Origin of the sequence: Paenibacillus sp. P22, from assembly GCF_000469945.2 — a bacterium.
In the GTDB taxonomy this organism is placed as follows: Bacteria; Bacillota; Bacilli; order Paenibacillales; family Paenibacillaceae; genus Paenibacillus_O; species Paenibacillus_O humicus.
In genome coordinates, this window is record NZ_CBRA020000185.1 from 1 (window position 1) to 4,956 (window position 4,956).

Consider the following 4,956-nt stretch of genomic DNA (forward strand, 5'->3'; position numbering starts at 1 on the left):
CGGGAGTAAAGCCTGTCGTCATCGGCAAGCCGGAGAAGMYCGCCAGCGTCAGGGCGACGGCGATCAGAGCCATCCAGACGGCTCCGCCAAGGGCGGTCGGGTCGATGGTGAGGCCGAAGCCGAAGAAGAACAGAGCGCCGAAGAAATCGCGGAACGGCAGGATCAGCTTCTCGATTCGATGCGCATGCTTCGTTTCCGCGAGCACGAGCCCTACGAGCAGGGCGCCGATCGCTTCCGCGACATGGATCGTTTCGGCGAAGCCGGCAATGATGAACAGCGCCGCGAAGACGACGAGCAGGAACAGCTCGTTGGAGCGGATGTCCAGCCATTTGTTCAGCAGCGGAACGATTTTGCGGCCGACGAACAGCACGCCGAGCATGAAGAACAAGGCGATGAGCGCCGACAGGATTACGCCTCCCACCGAAGAGGAGGAGCTGAGCACGAGGCCGGAGACGATGGAGATATAGACAGCCAGGAAAACGTCCTCGAACATGATGATGCCGAGAATCATCTCCGTCTCCGGGTTGGCCGTCCGCTTGAGATCGACCAGAACCTTGGCGACGATGGCGCTTGAGGAAATGGTCGTGATTCCCGCAATGATCAGCACCTCGGCAAGCGGAAGGCCGGTGAGGAAGCCGAACAGCAGGCCGACGGTGAAGTTGATGCCGATGTAGATGCTTCCGCCCACGGCGATCGACTTGCCGGATTTGAGCAGCCTTCCGACCGAGAATTCGAGTCCAAGGTACAGCAGCAGGAAGAGGACGCCGATGCGGCCGAAGAAGTCGATCAGCTCGGCGCTGTGGATGAAGCGGAGATCGAAGTGGCCCCAGTGGAAGGCGTGCGGTCCTACAGCCATGCCGATCAGGATATAAAAAGGAATGACCGAAAATTTAAGCCAGGAGGACAGGATGCCCGCCATGGCGACAAGAGCGATCGCCAAGCCGATTTCCAGTACGATATGCTCCATGGTCACTCACATCCGTTCTTCAGGATGTCCCGGAACGCCTTCTGCTGTCCGCGTTCGCCTGCGACGATGAGCAGCGCCTCCTCGGTCAGGACCAGCTCGGGTCCCGGATTGATATGCTTGCCGCCTGACCGGTCGACTACCGCCAGAATGCTCGCGCCGGAGCGCTGCCTGACCTGGAGGCTGCCGATGGACTTGTTGCGGCATTGATATCCCGGCTCGACCCGGTACCACTCGATGATGAGGTCGTCCAGCGCCATCTCGATGCTTTCCACCGCGCGCGGCTTGTACTGCATGCCTCCCAGAATGGAAGCGATCATGCGGGCTTCGTCGTCCTCGAGCGTGAAGACGGGGAGGCTGTCATCGTAATCGTCCGTATAACGGAAGCATTCCCGCCGTCCGTCGTCATGCACGACGATGACAAGCTTGTCGCCGCCGATCGTCGTCAGTACGAATTTTTGCCCGATTCCGGGCAGATAGGTTTCACGGATATCCATTAGGAAATCCCTCCTGTTCATGAAATGTCTCATGGTCTGCTGGTTATAGAATGCCTAAATAACCTCTTTCCAATCAAAGGCTGCTCAAGAAAAGAAAGGCACGGTCAAAGCGCAGGGGAGAGCCAAGCCAGCCCTTGGAAAAGCAAGGGAGCGGCAAACAGGCCTCTGGAAACCGTGGAGCAGGACGAAGGTTTGGGAAGCGGTCATGAGTCTTCTACAAGCAGCTTGGCGCCATGGATCCTTTCAGGACGGGAAGAAGCTTCTGGGACAGGAGTCTGCGCTCGATGCGCGGGGAAAAGCTGGCCTTGAGAGGGAAGCAGGAAGACAGCAGGAACAGGAGCATGAAGGCTCCCGGAATTTTGGCGGTCTTCGGCATCGGCTTGGTCTTGAGGATGGCTGCGGCCTCATTGCTCGCGCTGGCGCTGGATCTTACCGTTGTGTGGATGCCGGTTTCCAGGCTGCGGACTACGGTCGCGGCGGAAGAGCTCTCGGCTGCTTCATGAATGCCGAGCGGAGGAGTGGGAGTAAACAAAGTCATGATGAGCACGATAAAAACCGATGAAAACAATCGATAGAACGAGCGTGAGTGCATCATCATGATCTTTTCCCCCTTTTTCCGTCTATTACCCTAATTATAAGCCGAAAAAGCGCCAAAATGCAAAAAAGACCGGTTCCCGCCGGACAATCCGGGGGAGCGGCCTTTGCTTCGGAGGCTTCGAAATCGAAGCCGGAAGGCTAGAATTTGCTGTCGTCGATGCTGTCCAGCCAGCCGTTGATCTGGCCGATGACGCTGGTGACGGCGCCGTCCTGGAAGGGCGAGATCAGTCCCGCGCTGGCCACGAGGCCGGTGAAGGATTTGCTTCCGCCGAGGCGGCAGAGCGCGAGATAATCCTGCCATGCGGTCTGGAAGTCCTCGCCCGAGCGCTTCCAGAACTGGAACGCGCACAGCTGGGCAAGCGTGTAGTCGATGTAGTAGAACGGCGTATGGAAAATATGGCTCTGCTTCTGCCAGAACCCGCCGCGCTCCAGGTAGTCGTTGCCGTCGAAGCTTCTTCCCGGACGATAGGTTTCCTCGATTTCCAGCCATTTGGCTTTGCGCTCGGCAGGCGTCGCCTCCGGATGCTCATAGACGAAATGCTGGAATTCATCCACGGAAACGCCGTACGGAATGAACGACAGCGCCGAATCGAGATGGTTGAAGCGGTACTTGTCCGTATCTTCCTTGAAGAACAGCTCCATCCACGGCCACGCGAGGAATTCCATGCTCATGGAGTGGATCTCGGCCGCTTCCATCGTCGGCCAGAGGTATTCGGGAATGTCGAAGCCGCGGCTCATGTACACCTGGAAGGCATGTCCCGCTTCATGGGTCAGCACGTCGATATCATGCGAGGTGCCGTTGAAGTTGGCGAAAATGAACGGCGACTCGTAGGAGCTGATATACGTGCAGTAGCCTCCGCCTTCCTTGCCTTTTTTGCTCAATAGGTCCAGCAGCTCGCGGTCGGACATGAACTGGAAGAATTCGTCGAGCTCCGGAGCCATCTCCTTGTACATGCGGCGGCCGTTGTCGAGAATCCAGTCGGGATCGCCCTTGGGCGTGGCATTGCCGCTGGAATAGTTGAAGTCCTCGTCGTAGTAATGCAGCGTATCGACGCCGATCCGCTTGGCTTGGCGCTCGCGCAGCTTGATGACGGCCGGGACGATGTGCTCGCGGACCTGGCTGCGGTAGCCGGCGACCATCGCCGCATCGTAGTCGGTCCGTCCGAGGCGGTCGTACCCGAGCTGGACGTAGTTCTCATAGCCGAGCTTGCGGGCGATGGAGGTGCGGACTTTGACGAGATCGTCATAGATGCGGTCGATGACGGGCTCTTTTTCCGCAAAAAATCCGAACCGGGCTTCGCTGGCGCTGCGGCGCACCTCGCGGTCGGTGGACTGGGTGTAAGGAATGAGCTGGGAAAGCGTCAGCTCCTGGCCGTCGAACGGGATTTTGGCGGATGCGATCAGCTGGCCGTACTCCGTCTTCAGCTTGTTCTCCAGCTGCAGATCCTCGATGATTTCCGGCTTGAAGGTTTTAAGCGACAGCTCGGCGATATCCAGCAGCTGCTTGCCGTATTTGGCTTCCAGCTCCGAGCGGAATTGAGATTCCGTCAGCGCCCGGTAGAAATCCGTCGTGTACTCCTGGAGGACAGGGCTGAGCTCGTCCGCGTACTCCTGCTCGGCTTTGTAGAATTCATCGTTCGTATCCACGGAATGGCGGATGTAGACCAGCTGGAACATGGACTCGACATCGCTGCGGCTTTTGTTGAAGGCGGCGATGGCCTCATCCTGGGCTTCGAAGCTTGCTGCCTCGCGGATCGAGGCGATCAGTTCCTTCAGACGGCCGGTGACGGCCTCGCGCTCGGGGCGCTCATAACGGTATTCGCTGAATTTGACTGCCAATGAAATCCACCTCTTTGGATAAAAGGATATGTACTGCTTTCAATTATAGCGGAATGAGATGGCGGTGATTAGGGTTTTTTTGGATTAATGCGAAAAGGCTGGGGAAACGTTCGGCACCGAAATCGGCTTGCTATGCGAAAAGGCCGGAGGAAACGTTCGGACCGAAATCGGCTTGTTATGCAAAAAGCCCGGAGGAAACGTCCGGCACCGAAATCGGCTTGCTGCGGCTGTAACCGTCGATGATAATATGGTATGGTTGGACGAGTGAAAAACGTTGGTGGAGGTTGCGGAAAATGAGCATGCGCGCAAATGGGACAGAGCCGCGGATTACGGTCGTGGGCAGCCTGAATATGGATTTGGTCATCAGCATGGACCGGATGCCGGTCGAAGGGGAAACGCTTGCAGGACGGGAGCTGCACACGCTGCCCGGCGGCAAGGGGGCCAACCAGGCAGCGGGAGCGGCGAGGCTTGGGGTTCGAACCGGCATGATCGGGCAGGTCGGAGACGATGCTTTCGGACGTCAAATGCTCGACCAGATGAAAAAGATGGGCGTACAATCGGAAGCCATCGGAGTCCATGAATCGGCGCCGACCGGAATTGCTTCGATCTATCATACCGAGGATGACAACTGCATCGTCATCGTAGCCGGAGCCAATGGGGAATGCACCGGCGAGTGGGTAGAGCGGCACCGGGAGCAGATCGAGCAGTCCCATGTGCTGCTCGTGCAGCTGGAGGTTCCGCTGGATGCGGTGCGCCGGTCGCTGGAGATTGCCCGTGCGGCAGGTGCCGCCACGGTGCTCAATCCGGCGCCCGCACAGGAGCTGCCGGCGGACCTGCTTGCCCTGGCGGATTATGTCACGCCGAACGAGACGGAGTTCGCGGCTCTTTCCGGCAAGGAGCCGGCCAGCGATCCGGAAATCGCAGAGGCGCTCGGGGTATGGCAGCGCGAGGTCGGCAGCCGCGTCATCCTGACGCGCGGCGGCGCGGGCTGCTCCTTCCTCGGCGAGGACGGCAAGCTGCAGACCGTGGCCGCCCCGAAGGTGAAGGTCGTGGATACGA

5 protein-coding genes are annotated in these 4,956 nt (G+C 58.7%); 1 reads left to right on the plus strand and 4 read right to left on the minus strand.

Translation table 11 applies throughout. The features are described from left to right. From BN871_RS21675 to BN871_RS21690, 4 genes are all read right to left on the minus strand, one after another. A partial coding sequence (locus BN871_RS21675; RefSeq protein ID WP_048748752.1) for a cation:proton antiporter occupies positions 1 to 967 on the minus strand: 967 nt, incomplete at its 3' end. Between the two features lie 2 nt (positions 968 to 969). Then, positions 970 to 1,461: a cation:proton antiporter regulatory subunit gene (locus tag BN871_RS21680; protein ID WP_048748754.1), complete on the minus strand. Its 492-nt coding sequence runs from the start codon at positions 1,459 to 1,461 to the stop codon at positions 970 to 972. Between the two features lie 214 nt (positions 1,462 to 1,675). Then, positions 1,676 to 2,059 (minus strand): hypothetical protein, encoded by a 384-nt coding sequence (locus tag BN871_RS21685; protein WP_021881905.1) that lies wholly within the window; start codon positions 2,057 to 2,059, stop codon positions 1,676 to 1,678. Positions 2,060 to 2,196: 137 nt separating this feature from the next. Further along, entirely contained in the window at positions 2,197 to 3,897 is a 1,701-nt protein-coding gene (locus BN871_RS21690; protein WP_048748755.1) for a M3 family oligoendopeptidase, read from the minus strand. Positions 3,898 to 4,190: 293 nt separating this feature from the next. Between BN871_RS21690 and BN871_RS21695 the strand changes: the two genes are divergently transcribed. Further along, on the plus strand, positions 4,191 to 4,956 hold a 766-nt coding region (locus tag BN871_RS21695; RefSeq protein ID WP_053087028.1), incomplete at its 3' end, for a ribokinase.

What these genes read in the sequence shown, in the direction of transcription:
- BN871_RS21680 (WP_048748754.1), bottom strand. Translation starts at nt 1,461, where the DNA reads ATGGATATCCGTGAAACCTATCTGCCCGGAATCGGGCAAAAATTCGTA.
- BN871_RS21685 (WP_021881905.1), bottom strand. Translation starts at nt 2,059, where the DNA reads ATGATGATGCACTCACGCTCGTTCTATCGATTGTTTTCATCGGTTTTT.